Genomic DNA, 16,605 nt, shown 5'->3' with positions numbered 1-16,605 from the left:
CTAATGACCAAATTGAGAGTTCATGAATATGCCAAAAAAGTGAATCGACCAAGTAAAGAAGTCATTGAAGAATTAAAAAAATTAAATATAAATGTTTCGAATCATATGTCTACGCTTGACGGAGAAGCGGTTGCGAAACTGGATGCGGTTTTTAACAAAAGTGCGAATGAAGCGCCTGCCAAAAAGAATGGCGGACAACAACATAAATCAAAACAGCCGCAAAACAAAGATGCAAAGAAACATGAACATCCTGCAAAACCAAAAGAAGATCAGGATGAAGTGCAAGTTTCCTTTGAAAAAATTAAGCGAAATAAAGTTGCCAAAGATCAAGAACCGGTTCAACAACAGGCTAAACATAAAGGAAACCAAAAGAAAAAGCCTGGCATTCATGGCGGAAAACGCCGTCAACCGAAACAACAACAGCCGCAGCAACCGGTTCAAAAAGAGCTTCCAGAAAAAATCACTTTCTACGAATCTTTAACGGTGGCGGAACTGGCGAAAAAATTAAACCGTGAACCTTCCGAAATCATCAAAAAGCTCTTTATGCTTGGTGTGATGGCGACAATCAACCAATCTCTTGACAAAGATGCCATCGAATTGGTTTGTGCGGATTATGGCGTGGAAGTCGAAGAAGAAATTCGCATTGATAAGACGGATTTAAATGTTTACTTTGAAGAAGAAGATCCGGAAGATGCATTGGTGGAACGTCCACCTGTCGTAACCATCATGGGTCACGTCGATCACGGGAAAACGACAACCTTGGATGCCATCCGCCATACGAGAGTGACAGAAGCGGAAGCTGGAGGTATAACGCAGCATATCGGTGCATACCAAGTAGATATTAATGGAAAGAAAATCACTTTCCTTGATACACCAGGGCACGAAGCGTTCACAACAATGCGCGCAAGAGGTGCGCAAGTTACCGACATCGTTGTCATCGTTGTTGCGGCAGATGACGGTGTCATGCCTCAGACAGTGGAGGCGATCAACCATGCCAAAGCCGCAAATGTGCCAATCATTGTCGCAGTCAACAAAATCGACAAACCAACAGCAAATCCGGACCGCGTCATGCAGGAATTGACGGAATATGGTCTAGTTCCGGAAGACTGGGGCGGCGATACAATCTTTGTTCCAATCTCAGCCTTGAAAGGTGAAGGAATCGACCAATTGTTGGAAATGATCCTGCTTGTTGCGGAAGTTTCTGAATTGAAAGCAAATCCTAACCGCCGGGCAATTGGTACGGTCATTGAAGCCCGCCTGGATAAAGGCCGCGGTTCTGTAGCCACATTGTTGGTTCAAAATGGTACGTTGCGCATCGGCGATCCGATCGTTGTCGGTAATACATTTGGCCGCGTTCGTGCAATGGTGAATGATTTGGGACGCCGCGTAAAAGAAGCTACGCCTGCAACGCCTGTTGAAATCACAGGATTGCACGAAGTACCTCAAGCGGGAGATAAATTCGTTGTATTCGAAGATGAAAAAACGGCCCGTGAAATCGGGGAAGCCCGTGCACAAATGGCGCTTCAGGCAAGCCGTGCCCAAAAATCACGCATCACTTTGGATAACTTGTTTGAACAAATGTCCCAAGGCGATATCAAAGAATTGAATTTGATCATCAAAGCGGACGTGCAAGGATCTGTGGAAGCTTTGGCTTCTTCATTTATGAAAATCAATGTGGAAGGTGTAAATGTTAAAATCATCCACACTGGCGTAGGTGCGATTACAGAGTCTGACATCAGCCTTGCTGCGGCGTCCAATGCCATCGTCATCGGCTTCAACGTCCGTCCAGACGTCAACGCAAAACGTGCCGCAGAACAAGAAGGCGTGGAAATCCGCCTGCACCGCATCATCTACAAAGCGATTGAAGAAATTGAAGCAGCTATGAAAGGTTTGCTTGATCCGGAATATGAAGAAAAAATCATCGGTCAAGCGGAAGTTCGTCAAACAATTAAAATTTCAAAAGTGGGTACAATTGCAGGTTCATACGTTACAGACGGCAAAGTGACACGCGATGCCGGTGTACGTGTCATCCGAAATGGAATTGTGATTTACGAAGGGGAACTTGCATCGCTAAAACGCTTCAAAGATGATGTCAAAGAAGTCATGAGAGGCTTCGAGTGCGGTATGCAAATCAAAAACTTCAACGATATCAAAGAGGGCGACATCATCGAAGCCTTCGTTATGGAAGAAATTGAGCGCAAATGATCGTGTATTTGGAAGCGGAATTCATCATTCCGGACGCTCATTCTTTGAAGGAAAAGCGTGCAGTTCTCCAGCGAATGATCACGAGAGCAAAGCAAAAATTTAATGTATCGGTTGCAGAAATCGATCATCAGGATGTATGGCAACGGACAAAAATTGCTGTCGTGGCCGTTGCTTCATCCCGTTCTGCAGCTGAGCGGGAAATAGACCAAGTGCTCCATTTTCTGCAATCGAATCCATCTTGGGAGCTGTTGGAGTTTTCCCGAGAGTATTTGTAATATGTATGGATAATTTTTAGGATTCCAACAACAATAACATTAATATCATGAAGTCAAGTAGATAAAAGTGCGTGTTGTGCTTTTATTCTACTTTTTAAAAGAGGTGACAATATGTCTCTACGTGCAAATCGTGTTGCTGAACAGATGAAAAAAGAATTGGGCGACATCATTGGCCGTAAATTGAAAGATCCCCGTGTGGGATTTGTAACCATAACAGCTGTTGAAGTCACTGGGGATCTTCAACAAGCGACAATTTATTTTACAACGTTAGGTACGGAAGAAGAGAAAGATGAAACGTTGAAAGCATTGGAAAAGGCGAAAGGTTTTATCCGTTCCGAAATCGGTCATCGCATTCGCCTTCGAAGAACACCTGAAATCACATTCAAATTTGATACATCGATCGAATATGGAAACAAAATCGAACAATTATTGCGCTCTATCAAGGATACCGATGAAGCGTAAATATCCATATCGTAAAAAGCCTGCGACTGCATCCATCATGCAGGTGGGCTTTTTTTATTGAAATTTTTGGGGGGATTCGAGTGGATGGTATTTTGCCATTATGGAAAGAAAGAGGTTTAACGAGCCACGACTGCGTGTTTCAACTTCGAAAAATATTGAAAACCAAAAAAATTGGACATACCGGAACCCTTGATCCGGAAGTGGAAGGGGTTTTGCCAATTTGCATTGGACAAGCGACTAAAATATCTGAATATTTGATGGAGGCTGGCAAAACTTACGAAGCGGAAGTGTCAATCGGACGTTCCACAACTACGGAAGATGCTGAAGGAGATACGGTGGAAGAAGATAGCAGTCATAAGAAAATTTCAAGGAAGCAATTGCTTCAAGCGCTATCCCAATTGACCGGTGAAATTGAACAAATTCCCCCAATGTATTCAGCGGTGAAAGTGAATGGCATGAAACTTTATGAATATGCCCGGAAAGGGATTGAAGTTGAACGTCCTCGAAGAAAAGTGACCATTTACGAATTGGAGCTGCTCGATGATCGGGAAATGTTTGAAGGGCAAGAAATTAAGTTCAAAATACGGGTGAAGTGCAGCAAAGGCACGTATATCCGAACGCTGGCGGTACAAATCGGGGAACTGCTGGGCTACCCTAGCCATATGTCTTCCCTTGTGCGAACGGCTTCGGGGAATTTTATGAAAAACGAGTGTGCCACAATCCGTGAAGTTGAAAATGCTGTGGAAGAAGGTACCATTGAACAGCTGATTCTTCCCATTGAAAAAGCCCTATCTTCTTATCCATTCATTGAAATGGATGCATCCAATGAAAAGCAAATTTGTAATGGACAAATCTTAAAAGTCCATTCATTATTAAAAAAGAGCGGTAAAATTGTATTCACCCGCAACGGGAAGGCGATTGCTGTATATAGAGAACATCCGACAAAACCTGGGCTGATGAAACCAGATAAGATGTTTCCAAATAATCTTTAGGAGGCCACATGAATGAAGGTAATTCATTTAAAATATCCGTACCAATTAGATAAAGTGGATCCTTCCACTTCCTATTCCCTGGCAGTCGGTTTTTTTGATGGCGTACATAGGGGACATCAAGCGGTGATCCGTGCCGCAATGGAAAAAGCGAGAGAAATCAATGTCAAAAGTGCTGTGATGACCTTTGATCCCCATCCTTCGATCGTATTAGGGAAAAGCAATGAAAAAATCTTTTACATTACCCCTCTTCATCAAAAGTTGGAAATCTTGGAAGAATTGGGTGTCGATACGACATTTGTGGTGCAATTTACCTCCGACTTTGCAAAGCTTTCACCGGAAGAGTTCATCCAACATTTTATTCGGGATTTGAATGTGAAACATGTCACGGCCGGTTTTGATTTTTCCTTTGGCGCTTTCGGGAAAGGAAATATGGAATTGATGAAGGAACTTTCCCACGGGGATTTCGGTGTGACGGTAGTGGAAAAGCAGGTGGAAGGTGGAGAAAAAATTTCATCGACCCGCATTCGTGAGAGTCTGCGCGAGGGGGATATGGAAACCGTTCACCATTTATTAGGCCGTCCTTATCAACTTCAAGGCATTGTGGTTCAAGGAGATAAACGGGGCCGTACCATCGGTTTCCCAACGGCCAATATCCAGCCAAAGGAAGGCGGCTTTATTCCGAAAAATGGTGTGTATGCAGTGAAAATATTGGTGCAAAACCAATTATTCGATGGGGTCTGCAACGTGGGATATAAACCGACATTCAAAAATCCCGATGAAAAGCAATTAACAATCGAAGTCCATATTTTGGATTTCCACAAAAATATTTATGGTGAAGAAGTGAAAGTTTATTGGTATAAGCGGCTCCGGGACGAACAAAAATTTGATGGCATCGAATCGCTGAAAGCCCAAATCAACCGCGATAAGGAGCAGGCGATTGAATATTTTTCAAATAAATCATTTGCCTAAACATTTGAACTATGATAATATCTCTTAGTGTACAAAATTGTACATTCCTTAGCTCGGCATACCGAAGCTCCAACGGTTGACTGTGCTAAAGGAGTAATCAAAAAATAGGAGGAAAACAAAATGGCTATTTCAAAAGAACGCAAAAATGAAATCATTAAACAATTCCAAACTCATGAAGGAGATACTGGTTCTCCAGAAGTGCAAATCGCAATTTTAACAGAAGAAATCAACGTATTAAACGAACACTTATCTGTTCATAAAAAAGACTTCCATTCCCAACGCGGACTTCTTAAAAAAGTAGGTCATCGCCGTCATTTATTGAAATATTTACGTGAAAAAGACGTTCAACGTTATCGTACATTAATTGAAAAATTAGGTCTTCGTCGATAATCAGAAAGCGGGATTTTCCCGCTTTTTATTTATCCAAAAAACAGTTTCCAGCGAGTAACAAATAAAGTAAAATTACCATAATTTAATTGAAAATGTTTAGCATAGAAAATGCTTTTTTGATACACTTACTAATGGTATATAAATAATGGTGGCGTATGTCCCCAAGAAGAAAGGAGATCAATACATGACCGAAAAGAAGGTTTATCGCTATGATTGGGCCGGCCGTCCTTTAATCATTGAAGTCGGACAATTGGCCAAACAAGCGAATGGCGCTGTGCTTGTCCGTTATGGAGATTCGGCCGTTCTATGTACTGCGACGATGTCAAAAGAAGCAAAGGCATTGGATTTCTTCCCACTGACAGTCAACTATGAAGAACGTTTATACGCAGCAGGTAAAATTCCAGGAGGATTCATTAAACGGGAAGGACGTCCATCCGAACATGCCATCCTGGTATCCCGATTGATTGACCGTCCGATTCGTCCAATGTTCCCGGATGGATTCCGCAATGAAGTACAAGTTGTTTCCATCGTAATGTCTTCCGATCCGGATTGTCCGACAGAAATGGCGGCATTGGTCGGTTCATCATTGGCGCTTTCCATTTCGGATATTCCATTCAATGGACCAATTGCCGGTGTGAATGTCGGCTATATGGATGGTAAATTTGTCATCAACCCGGATGTGGCGCAATCAGAAAAAAGTACAATCCACTTGTCGGTTGCAGGAAATAAAGATGCCATCAACATGGTGGAAGCCGGAGCATTGGAAGTGCCTGAAGAAATCATGCTGGAAGCGATTATGTTTGGCCATGAAGAAATTAAAAAATTGATCGCGTTCCAAGAACAAATTGTGGCGGAAGTCGGAAAAGAAAAAATTGAAGTGGAATTGTTTGAAGTGGATGAAGAAATTGAAAAAGCGGTACGGGAAATGTGCGAACAAGATATGATTGCCGCTATTCAAACGGTCGAAAAATTGGCCCGCGAAGAAGCAATCGAGGCTGTGAAACAGCGTGTGGTTGCCCATTATGAAGAACAAGAAGCCGAAGAAGAAACATTGAAACATGTGAATATCGTATTAGAAAAAATAGTCAAAGAAGAAGTCCGCAGATTGATTACAGAAGAAAAAATCCGGCCGGATGGACGGAAAGTGAACGAAATCCGCCCGCTTTCATCCGAAGTCGGTTTATTGCAACGGGCTCATGGTTCGGGGTTATTTACCCGCGGTCAAACGCAAGTGCTTTCCATTTGTACGTTAGGACCATTAGGCGATGTGCAAATCATTGACGGATTAGGTTTGGAAGAATCAAAACGTTTTATGCACCATTACAACTTCCCTCCATTCTCCGTTGGGGAAACTGGTCCGATGCGTGGTCCGGGACGCCGGGAAATTGGTCACGGTGCCCTTGGGGAAAGAGCATTGCTTGCTGTCATCCCGGATGAAAAAGAGTTCCCGTATGCCATCCGTTGCGTATCTGAAGTATTGGAGTCCAACGGTTCCACTTCCCAAGCTTCTATTTGCGCATCAACCCTTGCCATGATGGACGCTGGTGTGCCAATCAAAGCGCCTGTTGCGGGAATTGCGATGGGACTTGTAAAAAAAGGCGATTATTACACAATATTAACGGATATCCAAGGAATTGAAGACCATCTTGGTGATATGGACTTTAAAGTGGCTGGTACTGAAAAAGGTGTAACAGCACTGCAAATGGACATTAAAATTGATGGCTTATCCCGTGAAATTTTGGAAGAAGCGCTCATGCAAGCAAGAGAAGGCCGCATGATCATCTTGGAGCATATGAAACAAACGCTTGCCGAACCGCGCAAACAACTTTCAAAATATGCGCCTAAAATCATTTCCATCAAAATCAATCCGGAAAAAATTCGCGATGTTATCGGTTCCGGTGGAAAAACAATTAACCGGATTATCGATGAAACCGGCGTAAAAATAGATACGGAACAGGACGGAACAATTTACATCTGCTCACCGAATGAAGAAATGAACCAACGTGCCAAAGAGATCATCGAGGATATCGTACGTGAAGCAAAAGTGGGAGAATATTATTTGGCAACGGTTAAACGTATTGAAAAATTCGGTGCATTCTGCGAAATCTTGCCAGGAAAAGATGGACTATTGCATATTTCCGAAATTCAGGAAGAACGCACGAACAAAGTGGAAGATGTGTTGAAAGTTGGAGATAAAGTTCTTGTAAAAGTCATCGACATCGATGATCAAGGACGAATCAATCTGTCCAGAAAAGTCGTTTTAAAAGAGGACAGGGAACGGGCAAAACAAAATTCGAATAATCGTTAAGATAATGAGAGGTTGTAAGAAAGGAGAACAACCTCTTTTTAATTTGTCCAATGGCCATGCCTTTGAGTGAATCAAAAAACTTTTCATCTTCTTTAATATTTTGTAAAGTAAGAGTAGTTTCGAAGGAAAAGGTTGAAATAGAAAGAGGTTGAACATTGGTTAACGTTTACACTTGCCAAAATGGCTTAAGAATTGTTTATGAGCATGTTCCATACGTGCGTTCGATTTCTGTGGGCATTTGGGTGGGGGCAGGTTCCCGTTTTGAATTGCCTGAAGAAAATGGAATCACCCACTTTATTGAACATATGCTTTTTAAAGGAACAGCCACCCGTTCGGCAAGACAGATAGCGGAGGAGTTTGATCGCATCGGCGGAGAGCTGAATGCATTCACAACAAAAGAAAATACATGTTATTATGCGAAAGTGTTGGATCATCATGGAAAATTGGCCATTGACATATTGGCGGATATGTTTTTCAATTCCGTTTTCGAAAAAAGTGAATTGGAAAAGGAACGGCAAGTCGTTTTAGAGGAAATTTTAATGAGCGAAGATGCGCCGGATGATGATATCCATGAACGTTTATGGAGAGTCATGTATCCGAACGATTCATTGGGACTTCCCATTTTAGGGACGAAAGAAACCCTTCAAACCTTCAATCGGGAGCTCATTCTAACCTATATGGAGAAACACTATTATCCGAAAAATGTCGTTGTATCCCTTGCCGGGAATATATCGAAGGAATTGCTCTTACATATTGAATCATTGTTTGGACAATTTGAACCGTCAGAAAAAGCCGTACCGATGCAATTGACGGATCCGGCCTTCCACTCAGGCCGTTTCATCAAGGAAAGGGATGTGGAGCAGTCCCATCTTGCCATGAGTTATCCTGGCATCAGCGTCAAAGATTCCGATTATTATAGCTTCATCGCGCTGAATAATATAATTGGAGGCAACATGTCCTCCCGTCTGTTCCAAGAAGTGAGGGAGGAAAAGGGATTGGCTTACACCATTTACTCCTATCCTTCCTGTTACATGGATGTCGGGGCGATCACCATATACGGCAGCACCAACAATCAGCAATTGTCCCTGTTGCATGAAACGATTCTAGGGGCAATTGAAAAAATCAAAACAGAAGGTGTGACACCGAAAGAGCTTGAGAACGGAAAAGAGCAGCTGAAAGCGAGTTTCCTGCTCAATATGGAGAGTATGACAAACCGGATGACCCGAAACGGGAAAAACGAGTTGATTTTTGGCCGTCATTTGCCGGTGGATGAAATTCTTCAAAAGATTGATGGCATTTCACTGGATTCGGTACAGAAACTGATTGGTAAGATTTTTTCCGTTGAACCGGCAGTGGCCATCATCGGGAAGGATGTCCAAAATTATCAACGAAAAATGGTAAATGCATGAAGAAAAAACGAGCAAGGGAAAACGTCCTCTGCTCGTTTTTTTATGTTAAAATTCCTTTTTCTCCAAAATGTAGGTGGAAAGTTTATAAGATAAATAGAAAAGAATTGCAGAAACCGGCAAAGAAATAAGACTCAATATATCCAAAATTTCAAAAAACCGTACACTCCAATTCCCATTGGATAAAATATTTGTAGCGATAATTGGGATGAATATAGCAGCTAGTATCAAAATGCGCCCCTTTTGGATTCCGTATTTAATGGTTGCTGGAATCGTTAGGCCCAACATAATCAGCAAGCTGGAGGCGACAATAGATAAAACCTTCAAAAATTCATTCATCTCAATAGCTGCTCCGGACATCTCGTTCGTAATCAGAAATACTGGAAAGATAATCAAGAGCATGAATAACAGCAAAATTAAGCTCAATATATATTTGCTTTTTACAATATCGGCTTTTTTCACCGGCATCGTATAGACATAACGATACCAATTGCTTGTTTCGTCATAGGCAAGTAAGGTGTTAATTTGTGTAATACATAAAACGGTTAGAAAAATCATCAGCATTCCAGGGTCTCCAAAAAAGAAAGAGGCGAAGAAAAATAACAATGTTAAAGTGAAGATTAAGTTCTTTTGATTGAACATTAAATACAAATCTTTCAAAATAAGTGCCCTCATGGTTGAACCCCTTTCACGAAAAATAACATGATCTCTTCAATGGACGGCTGATCAAGTGTAAAGGCGCTGTTTACTTCTTTGCGATCCACTAAAATCTCGACGCCAAAAGCGTTTTTTTGCATACGCACTTTTGCGTGTTCCGGCAGTTCCATCGATTGCTCGGCTGTTCCTTTCCAAATCCCGTAATTATACAACAGTTCATCTTTATTTTTGCTGAAGACAATTTTCCCCTCATGAATAAAAGTGATATAATCGGCGATTTTTTCCAAATCGGATGTGATGTGGGTGGAGAATAAAATGCTGTTGTCCTCGTCCTGAATAAACTCCATGAACAAATCAAGAATTTCATCCCGCACAATCGGGTCAAGTCCGCTTGTCGGTTCATCCAATATCAGCAATTTCGGATGGTGGGCCAAAGCCATGGCAATGGACAGTTTCATCCGCATCCCGCGGGAAAGCTGTTTAACCGGTTTTTTGAAAGGGATTTTAAATCGTTTTAATAGTTCAACGTAGAAGTTTTCATCCCAACGGTTGTAGAATTTTTCAAAGATGTTGTTGATTTGGGTTGGATTCAAAATGTCCGGTACGTAAAGGTCATCAAAGACAACGCCGATCTGTTCTTTGATTTCCGTTTCATGTTCAACATGGTCGAGCCCGAAAATTTTGATTTCCCCCTGCTCTTTTTTCAATAAATTTAAAAGGCATTTAATGGTTGTTGTTTTACCGGCACCGTTTTCCCCTACAAATCCCATAATGGTTCCTTTTGGCAATTGAAAAGTAACATTTTCCAATTGGAATTGGGAAAACCTCTTACTTAAATTGCGCACTTCAATTGCATTCGTCATTCCAATTCCTCCTCCACTAACATTGAAAGTAAATCAATCAGTTCTTTTCCCTCGATTCCTGCAAGCTTTGCGATTTGAACGGCTTTAGATAAGTGCTCCTCCACCTGGCGAAGCAATTCTTCCCGCAAGAATTCCTGATTCCGTTCCGCGACGAAGCTGCCTTTTCCCGCAAAAGTGACGATAAATCCATCCCGCTCCAAATCGGAATAGGCCCTTTTTGTCGTCATCACGCTGATTTTCAATTCTTTTGCCAGGCTGCGGATGGAAGGGAGGGAATCACCCGGCTTCAATTTTCCTGTGATGATTGCTTGTTTTATTTGTTCTGTAATTTGTTCATAAATCGGTTTTTCCGATGCGTTGCTCAGTTTGATGTCCACAAAGTCACCACCATTAGGATGTATAACTGTATATATACAGTTTATACAGTTAGAACAGAATGTCAACCAAAAAGTTTTAAAACAAGATGGGCACCTATCAGTTTTTCAATGCATATAGTACTAATAAGCTCATGGAGGAGGGAAATGATGCTGTTGTCAGAGCTCGCTGAAAAAGAATTGATCGAAATGGAAAACGGTGTTCGCTACGGCTATTTGTCCGAAACGGAATGCATTTTCGATCCTAAAACGGGGAAAATTTTAGGATTTGAACTGATAGAAACATCCCGGCTGCCTTTCCAAAAGAGAAAAGCAAATGCGGCATTATTCATTCCTTGGGAAGAAATTCATCTGATTGGAGAAGACCGCATTTTGTTCCGCAAAACCACAGGCACAAGAAGGTATTATGACCGATGAACAGCGAAAAATGGCTCATCATTGGAACGGATGCCCGATTGAAACTTCTCGCCAAGAAATTGTCAAACCCCGAACGGACGGTTTTTTACAAAAGCAAAACTTCTTGGGACAATGAATTAAATCAGCTGGCAATAGAGCAAGAGCCGGACTATATCGTACTGCCAATCCAACCATTGAAAGTGGAAGTGCCTGCAGTATTGGGGTTGCAAAACGCCACTATTTTTTGTGGAAAGACCAATGAGGAATGGAAGGAAATTTTGGAGGAACATACCGTCCATCATTACTTGGAAGATGAAGCGTTTATCTGGCAAAATGCGTTGTTGACGGCGGAAGCGTTTGTTGCGACATTTTACCAAACGAAGCAGGCCATTTCCGGAAAAAGATTCATCATTACGGGATTTGGCCGGGTGGCAAAAACCTTGGGACATCTGCTTCGAAGCATCGGTGCTGAAGTCATCATCGCAGTCCGATCCGATGTGCAACTGAACGAAGCGAAAGCCTTTCGTTATCAAGCTACTTATTTGGCGGATGTGGGGGAAATCGAAGCGGATTACTTTGTCAATACCATACCGGCAAAATGGCTGGATGCGGGTATCAACGAAAAAATCCGCATTCCGATTTTTGATTTAGCTTCCTATCCAGGTTGTTTGCAAGAAGGGGTAGAACGGGAAAATTACGAATTGCTTCCTGCATTGCCGGGGAAATTTTTCCCGAATGATGCGGCGAACATTTTATACAATTCAATTGTTGGTCAATTAAGGAGGAGAAAGTCTTGCTGAAAGGTAAAAGAATAGGGCTTGGCATCACCGCTTCCCATTGCACATATGAGGATGTCGTACCGAAAATTACAGATCTTCGCAATGCAGGTGCGACGGTGATTCCAATTGTTACTCATTCCGTTTTGACTGCGGTTACCCGCTTCGGCTCCGGGCAAGAATGGGTGAAAAAAATCGAGGAGTTGGCGGGGGAAAAAGTCGTTTCGACCATTGTGGAAGCTGAACCGTTGGGGCCAAAAAATCCTCTTGATTGCATGGTCATCGCTCCCATGACGGGAAATTCCATCAGCAAATTTGCCAATGCCGCGACAGACAGCCCTGTATTGATGGCGGCAAAAGCCACCCTCCGGAACGGCAATCCTGTAGTGATCGGAATTTCCACAAATGATGCCCTTGGTTTAAACGGCGTCAACATTATGAAACTATTAAACTCAAAAAACATTTATTTTATTCCTTTCGGGCAAGATGATCCATTCAATAAACCGACTTCGTTGATAGCCGATTTTTCAAAAATGGTGGATACAGTCGTGCACGCAATTTACTACAAAAAGCAGCTACAGCCTTTATTTATTCAATACCATAAAGAAAATTAATTTTTATCACACAATTCAGTAAAATTGTGATAAAATTTTCATCATTATATGAAGATTATTTGGTTACTATTTTAGGAGGAGATTTGTGCAATGGCGAAGCAATTAACAGTAGCGATTGTTGGTGCGACTGGCGCAGTCGGTACTAAAATGAAAGAACAATTACTTAAAAGAAATTTTCCAATTAAAGATATAAAATTTTTGGCATCTGCCAGATCCGCAGGAAAAGAAATTGAATTCGGAGGAAAAACGTACAAAATTGAAGAAGCGACGCCTGAAGCGTTTGAGGGAGTGGATGTCGCGTTATTTTCTGCAGGCGGTTCCGTTTCCGCAAAACTTGCTCCTGAAGCTGTCAAAAAAGGTGCCGTTGTAATTGATAACACAAGTCATTTCCGTATGGATCCGGATGTGCCGTTGGTGGTGCCTGAAGTGAATCGTGAGGATTTAAAAAAACATAACGGAATCATTGCCAATCCTAACTGTTCAACAATCCAAATGGTTGTTGCACTCCAACCGATCCGGGAAAAATTAGGTCTAAAGAGAGTCATTGTTTCCACATATCAAGCGGTTTCCGGTTCAGGAATGTCCGCAATTGAAGAACTTCGCGTGCAAAGCGGAGAATGGGAGAAAGGAAAAAATGTAGAAGCGAATGTGTTGCCGGTTAAATCCGAACCAAAACATTATCCAATCGCCCGCAACGTGATTCCTCAAATTGATGTATTCACAGAAAACGGATATACAAAAGAAGAAATGAAAATGATTAATGAAACGAAAAAAATCATGCATTTGCCTGATTTGGAAGTTGCGGCAACATGCGTGAGAGTTCCGGTAGTTGCCGGACACTCGGAATCTGTTTATATCGAAGTGGAAAAAGAGGCGAGTCTACAAGAACTCTTTGATATTTTAAAAGACGCTCCTGGAGTAGTATTGCAAGATGATATCAACAACCAAGTTTATCCGATGCCGATTTTTGTGGAAGATGAAGATCCGGTGTATGTCGGAAGAATTCGCAAAGACTTGAATCATCCAAAAGGCTTCCACCTATGGATCGTTGCAGATAACTTATTGAAAGGTGCTGCATTGAACTCCATCCAAATCGCTGAAGCAATGCTGGAGGATAACTTACTATAAGGGGTGTTAGATTTGGATTTAGGTAGGATCGCTACTGCCATGGTGACACCGTTTCAAGAAAATGGTGACATTGATTTTGAAGCTGCAGGGAAATTGATTGAACATTTGCTTTCGAATGGAACCGATTCGATTGTTGTTTGCGGAACAACCGGTGAATCGCCAACTTTATCAATGGATGAAAAACTTCAACTGATTCGATTTACCGTTGAAAAGGTGAATAAACGGATACCCGTCATTGCGGGAACAGGCACTTATAATACAAAAGAAACAATCGAGATGACGAAAAAGGCGGAAAACCTCGGTGTGGATGGGGTCATGCTGGTGGCTCCCTACTACAATAAACCGAATCAACGCGGTCTATATGCACATTTTGAGGCAGTAGCAAAAGAAACGGCTTTACCCATTATCCTTTACAATGTGCCAGGGCGCACGGGCACCAATATCGAAGCCGCCACAACGATTGCATTAAGCAAAATACCTAATATCCAAGTCGTAAAAGAAGCAAGCGGAAATTTGGATCAAATGGCTGAAATATTAGCAAAGACCGATGAAGATTTCTTCGTTTACAGCGGTGATGATGCATTGACGCTGCCCCTTTTGGCCATCGGAGGCAAAGGCGTCATTTCCGTTGCCTCTCATGTGGTGGGGAATGAAATGCAGGCGATGATCCGCGCCTTTAAAGAAGGAAGATTAGACGAGGCAGCGAAAATGCATCAAGCTTTATTGCCGATTTTTAAACAGCTGTTTAAATGTCCGAATCCGGTTCCGGTGAAATATGCGTTAGGCAAAGTAGGTTTTTCAGTCGCACGGGTTCGTCTTCCGCTGGTTGAGATGACCGAAGAAGAGAAGCGTCAATTTGATGAAGTTTGGGAACATGTAAAACAAAGTATTTAAATCCTGCTGTCCAAACAATTCCATTCTGAGTTGTTTGGACGGCAGGTTTTTTTAATTTCCCCCTTTGAAATCCCATTTTTTATTTGTACTTCCACCCATCTCACCGTATAATGATAAATAAGTGGTTGTGCGTTCGGGATAATATTAGGAGGAAAGATTGTGTTAAAAACAAAAAATGAAGTCATTCGGATCATCCCGCTTGGAGGAGTGGGAGAAATCGGTAAATCCATGTACGTGATCGAAATCGATGACGAAGTTTTTATTGTCGATAGCGGACTGATGTTCCCGGAAGATGAAATGCTTGGTATTGATATCGTTATTCCAGACTTTACTTATTTGGAAGAAAACAAAGATCGGATTAAAGGAATATTTTTAACCCATGGCCATGAAGATGCCATTGGCTCCATTGCCTATGTTTTGCAAAAAATAAATGCTCCTGTGTACGGTTCGAAACTGACAATTGCACTTGCAAAGGAACATTTAAAAGAGCTTCCGGCACCGCATCAAGTGAAATTCTTTGAAGTGACGAACAAAAGTCGCATGAATTTCCAATCGACTTATGTAACATTTTTCCATACAACACACAGCATTCCAGACTCTTTGGGCATCGTGTTCCACACTTCCGAAGGGGCAATTGTGTTTACTGGAGAATTCAAATTTGATCAGTCTGCAAAAGGAAAATTCAAGCCGGATCTTGCGAAAATGGCTCAACTGGGTGAAGAAGGGGTATTCATTTTACTTTCCGAATCAACGGAAGCTGAACGTCCAGGATATACGACAAGTGAAACCGTGATTGAAGAAAAGTTGGCGAAATACTTCCACTCTGCCCCTGCCCGTATCATTGTTGCAGTATATGCATCGAATTTTATCCGCATTCAACAAGTATTCAACCAAGCACAAAAATCAAACCGGAAAGTCGCTATCGTGGGGAAAAGCCTTGAAAAAGTCATCGATATCGGCGTGAAACTTGGATATTTATCGATTGATGAAAATACATTGATTCCAATTACGGAAATCAGCAAATATGAAGATGATGAATTGATCATTATTGTGACAAGCAATCAAGGGGAACCGCTTGACGCCCTTGATAAAATCGTTCGAAAACAACATCGCGACATCCGTATAAAAGATACGGATACTGTGTTGATTACATTCACACCGTCACCAGGAATGGAAGTGCAAATGTCCAATGCGATGAACAATCTTGCCAAAGCTGGTGCAACGGTATTGACTGCCGACAAAAAAGTCCATGTTTCCGGACATGGCAGCCAGGAAGATTTAAAATTGATGTTAAATTTAATGAAGCCAAAATACTTTATCCCGATCCAAGGCGAATACCGTATGTTAATCGCGCACTCCAAATTGGCACAGCAAGTCGGAATTGATAAATCAAGAATTTTTATTGCAGATAAAGGCGATGTTGTTGAATATCGAAATGGGAAAATGCGCATAAGCGGAAAAGTGCAGGCTGGAAATGTATTAATTGATGGAAGCGGTATTGGCGATGTTGGAAACATTGTGTTGAGGGATCGAAAACTGTTGTCCCAAGACGGCATATTCATAGTGGTTGTAACCCTTAACCGTTCCCAAAAGAGAATCGCTTCCGGTCCGGAAATCATTTCGAGGGGCTTCGTTTACGTTCGCGAATCGGAAGAATTGATTTCTGAAGCGACGCAAATTGCCCGTGACTGCATTGAAAAATATGTTAATAAAGACACATTTGAGTGGACGAATATTAAACAAGAAATCCGTGAAACGCTTAGCGCTTATCTATTCCAAAAAACGAAACGTCGACCAATGATTATCCCAATTATTATGGAATACTAAGCCAGCCCGGAAAGACAGGATTTTCTTCACCGCGATCCCGCGGTCAAGGAAATCCTGTTTCTCATACTG

Annotated in this window: 17 protein-coding genes; 14 read left to right on the top strand and 3 right to left on the bottom strand. The window is 41.9% G+C overall.

Annotated elements, in window-relative coordinates:
• Positions 1–3 precede the first annotated feature (3 nt).
• The 8 genes from infB (at position 4) to NSS77_RS00115 (ending at position 9,010) form a co-directional block, all read left to right on the top strand.
• Positions 4–2,205, top strand: coding sequence for a translation initiation factor IF-2 (infB, locus tag NSS77_RS00150; protein ID WP_342469829.1), 2,202 nt, complete (start codon positions 4–6; stop codon positions 2,203–2,205).
• On the top strand, positions 2,202–2,480 hold the full coding sequence (locus tag NSS77_RS00145; protein WP_342469828.1) for a DUF503 domain-containing protein: 279 nt from the start codon (positions 2,202–2,204) through the stop codon (positions 2,478–2,480). Before infB ends, NSS77_RS00145 begins: the two co-directional genes overlap by 4 nt.
• 111 nt (positions 2,481–2,591) lie before the next feature.
• Positions 2,592–2,942: a 30S ribosome-binding factor RbfA gene (gene rbfA, locus NSS77_RS00140; protein WP_342469827.1), complete on the top strand. Its 351-nt coding sequence runs from the start codon at positions 2,592–2,594 to the stop codon at positions 2,940–2,942.
• 80 nt (positions 2,943–3,022) lie between these two features.
• A complete protein-coding gene (gene truB / locus NSS77_RS00135) occupies positions 3,023–3,934 on the top strand; it encodes a tRNA pseudouridine(55) synthase TruB (RefSeq protein ID WP_342469826.1) in 912 nt (303 codons plus the stop codon).
• Positions 3,935–3,946: 12 nt separating this feature from the next.
• Positions 3,947–4,903 carry a riboflavin biosynthesis protein RibF gene (ribF, locus tag NSS77_RS00130; RefSeq protein WP_342469825.1) on the top strand — a complete coding sequence of 319 codons (957 nt, stop codon included), beginning with the start codon at positions 3,947–3,949 and terminating at the stop codon, positions 4,901–4,903.
• A gap of 120 nt (positions 4,904–5,023) precedes the next feature.
• Positions 5,024–5,293: a 30S ribosomal protein S15 gene (rpsO, locus tag NSS77_RS00125; RefSeq protein ID WP_342469824.1), complete on the top strand. Its 270-nt coding sequence runs from the start codon at positions 5,024–5,026 to the stop codon at positions 5,291–5,293.
• 184 nt (positions 5,294–5,477) lie between these two features.
• Positions 5,478–7,601: a polyribonucleotide nucleotidyltransferase gene (gene pnp, locus NSS77_RS00120; protein WP_342469823.1), complete on the top strand. Its 2,124-nt coding sequence runs from the start codon at positions 5,478–5,480 to the stop codon at positions 7,599–7,601.
• A gap of 155 nt (positions 7,602–7,756) precedes the next feature.
• Entirely contained in the window at positions 7,757–9,010 is a 1,254-nt protein-coding gene (locus NSS77_RS00115) for a pitrilysin family protein (RefSeq protein WP_342469822.1), read from the top strand.
• Positions 9,011–9,055: 45 nt separating this feature from the next.
• Here the strand turns inward: NSS77_RS00115 and NSS77_RS00110 are convergent, their stop codons facing one another.
• Genes NSS77_RS00110 through NSS77_RS00100 form a run of 3 tightly spaced genes read right to left on the bottom strand, consistent with a single transcriptional unit; the run spans position 9,056 to position 10,904 of the window.
• The gene (locus NSS77_RS00110; protein WP_342469821.1) at positions 9,056–9,682 is read right to left on the bottom strand and encodes an ABC-2 transporter permease; all 627 of its coding nucleotides are present in this window, start codon (positions 9,680–9,682) and stop codon (positions 9,056–9,058) included.
• The gene (locus NSS77_RS00105; protein ID WP_342469820.1) at positions 9,679–10,527 is read right to left on the bottom strand and encodes an ABC transporter ATP-binding protein; all 849 of its coding nucleotides are present in this window, start codon (positions 10,525–10,527) and stop codon (positions 9,679–9,681) included. The genes NSS77_RS00110 and NSS77_RS00105 overlap by 4 nt, the downstream gene beginning before the upstream one ends.
• Complete coding sequence (locus NSS77_RS00100; RefSeq protein ID WP_342469819.1) at positions 10,524–10,904, bottom strand: GntR family transcriptional regulator; 381 nt, start codon at positions 10,902–10,904, stop codon at positions 10,524–10,526. The genes NSS77_RS00105 and NSS77_RS00100 overlap by 4 nt, the downstream gene beginning before the upstream one ends.
• Positions 10,905–11,051: 147 nt before the next feature.
• On the opposite strand from NSS77_RS00100, the gene NSS77_RS00095 reads away from it, so the two are divergent.
• From NSS77_RS00095 to NSS77_RS00070, 6 genes are all read left to right on the top strand, one after another.
• Entirely contained in the window at positions 11,052–11,318 is a 267-nt protein-coding gene (locus NSS77_RS00095; RefSeq protein ID WP_342471319.1) for a YlmC/YmxH family sporulation protein, read from the top strand.
• Positions 11,315–12,097, top strand: coding sequence for a dipicolinate synthase subunit A (locus tag NSS77_RS00090; RefSeq protein ID WP_342469818.1), 783 nt, complete (start codon positions 11,315–11,317; stop codon positions 12,095–12,097). The genes NSS77_RS00095 and NSS77_RS00090 overlap by 4 nt, the downstream gene beginning before the upstream one ends.
• Positions 12,091–12,687 (top strand): dipicolinate synthase subunit B, encoded by a 597-nt coding sequence (locus tag NSS77_RS00085; RefSeq protein WP_342469817.1) that lies wholly within the window; start codon positions 12,091–12,093, stop codon positions 12,685–12,687. The genes NSS77_RS00090 and NSS77_RS00085 overlap by 7 nt, the downstream gene beginning before the upstream one ends.
• 90 nt (positions 12,688–12,777) lie before the next feature.
• Entirely contained in the window at positions 12,778–13,815 is a 1,038-nt protein-coding gene (locus NSS77_RS00080; protein ID WP_342469816.1) for an aspartate-semialdehyde dehydrogenase, read from the top strand.
• A 12-nt stretch (positions 13,816–13,827) separates the two neighbouring features.
• Positions 13,828–14,709, top strand: coding sequence for a 4-hydroxy-tetrahydrodipicolinate synthase (gene dapA, locus NSS77_RS00075; protein WP_342469814.1), 882 nt, complete (start codon positions 13,828–13,830; stop codon positions 14,707–14,709).
• A 159-nt stretch (positions 14,710–14,868) separates the two neighbouring features.
• Positions 14,869–16,536 carry a ribonuclease J gene (locus NSS77_RS00070; RefSeq protein WP_342469813.1) on the top strand — a complete coding sequence of 556 codons (1,668 nt, stop codon included), beginning with the start codon at positions 14,869–14,871 and terminating at the stop codon, positions 16,534–16,536.
• Positions 16,537–16,605 lie beyond the last annotated feature (69 nt).

The organism is Ureibacillus sp. FSL K6-3587 (assembly GCF_038593165.1).
Lineage (GTDB): Bacteria > Bacillota > Bacilli > Bacillales_A > Planococcaceae > Ureibacillus > Ureibacillus suwonensis.
This window is presented reverse-complemented; position numbering and strand designations above follow the sequence as displayed.